Genomic DNA, 1,824 nt, shown 5'->3' with positions numbered 1-1,824 from the left:
CACTGTTTGACCACAGTGAGCGAAGCGAACGGAGGGAGTTTGGGCGACGGGCCATGAAACCAGTCAGCGGAGGGTAGTCATCGCCCCGCCAGGGGCGATGACCGACTTGGCCGGCGAGCCCCGGCCTCCCCACCCGCGCCTTTGCCTCAAGAGAAACTACCGACCAGCAACAACCACCGAACGAGGCGCGCATCGGTAGGTCCCACGGCCAGCTTCCTTGGCCTCGTACAAGGCCTTGTCGGCCCGCGCCATCAGCTCGCCCTCGCGGCTGTCGTCGCCTTCGTAGAACGAGATGCCGATGCTCGTCGTCACGCGCAACGAATGGCCCAGCACCCGCTGCTCCGCCGAGATCGCCGCCAGGATCTTGCGGGCCAGGAAGTGCGGCTCGTCCACCGTGTTCAGGCCCTCCAGGATCACGACGAACTCGTCGCCCGCCAGCCGCGCCACCGTGTCGGTCTTGCGCACGCTCGCCACCAGCCGCTGCCCGAAGGTCTTCAGCACCTCGTCGCCGCCCGCATGGCCCAGCGTGTCGTTGATGCCCTTGAACTTGTCGATGTCCATGAACATCAGCGCCATCGGCCGGCCACTGCGCCGGCAACGCGACATCGCCTCCGAGAAGCGCTCCTCGAACTGCCGCCGGTTCGCCAGGCCCGTCAGCGCATCCACGCGCGCCAGCGTCTGCAACTGGCGCTCGAATTCCTTCTGCGCCGAAATGTCGTTCGTCAGGCTGTACACGCCGATCACCCGGCCCTGCTCGTCGCGGTGCGGCAGGTAGTTCACCTGGAAATGCCGCGGCCCCTGCCCCAGCACCGCCACCGTCTCGAACTGCACCGTCTCGCCACGCAGCGCCCGCTCGATCTGCCGCTGCCGCAGCGCCATCACCTTCGGCGGCAACACGTCCTGCATGCGCCGCCCCATCGCATCGGCCACCGGGATGCCCGTCCAGGCCTCAAACACCGGGTTGCAGAACTGGAAGCGCAGGTCGGTGTCGACATACGTGATCAACGCCGGCACGTTGTCGGTGATCGTGCGCAGCCGCGCCTCGCTCGCGGCCAGCTGCGCCTGCGCCTGGTGGCGCTCGGTGATGTCCATCACCATGCCGTAGACCCCGGCGACACTGCCGTCCGGCCGCCGCTCGGGCACGTACTCGACCAGGTGGTGGTGCTCGCGGCCGAGCCAGTGACCGTGCCGCTCGTAGCGCACGCGCTCGCCGCGCAGTGCGGCTTCGATGTGCGGCGCGATCGAGGCGGACACCTCCGCGCCCAGCACGTCCTGCATGCGCTGGCCGATCATCGCCTTCGGGTCGAGGCCGACCATCGGCAGGTAGCGCGCATTCGCGAACTGGTAGCGCAGGTCGGCGTCGACATGGAACACCAGCGCCGGCAGGTTGTCCGACACCATCTGCAAGCGGCGCTCGCTGCTCGCCAGCCGCTGCGCCAGCGGCAGCACATGCGAGCGCAGCAGCCACGCCCCCACCACCACCAGCGCCACCAGCAAACCCGTCAGCAGGCGCAGCCGCGAGCGGATGTAGCCGAACAGCTCGCCGCTGTCGGTCTTGATCACCAGCCCCAGGTTGACGCCGCGCAACGGCGCGTAGCCGGCCTGCACCGGCACGCCGCGCAGGTCCCGCACCGAATCGGAGCCCGACATGCCGAGCAGGGCCTTCGAGATCGGCAGGAAGGGCTGGCCATCCGGCCGGTAGATCGCGATGTGGCGGCCCGCCTCGTAGAAGCGGCTCGGCAGGCACACCGCGTCCCCGTCGATGCGCGCACACAGCAGCGCATCGGTCGAATCGTCGCCGTGCTGCAGGTCGTACAGCAGCCC

At 69.0% G+C, this 1,824-nt stretch carries 1 protein-coding gene; it reads right to left on the bottom strand.

The genetic code is table 11. The annotated features are described in order from the left end of the window. Positions 1-156 precede the first annotated feature (156 nt). Positions 157-1,824 (bottom strand): PAS domain-containing protein (locus AC1D15_RS29980; protein WP_477828889.1); only part of this gene is annotated, 1,668 nt, incomplete at its 5' end.

The sequence above is a fragment of the Rhizobacter sp. P2_H2 genome, from assembly GCF_056403375.1.
The sequence above is the reverse complement of the archived record's forward strand: the minus strand, read 5'-3'. Positions and strand labels throughout refer to the sequence as shown.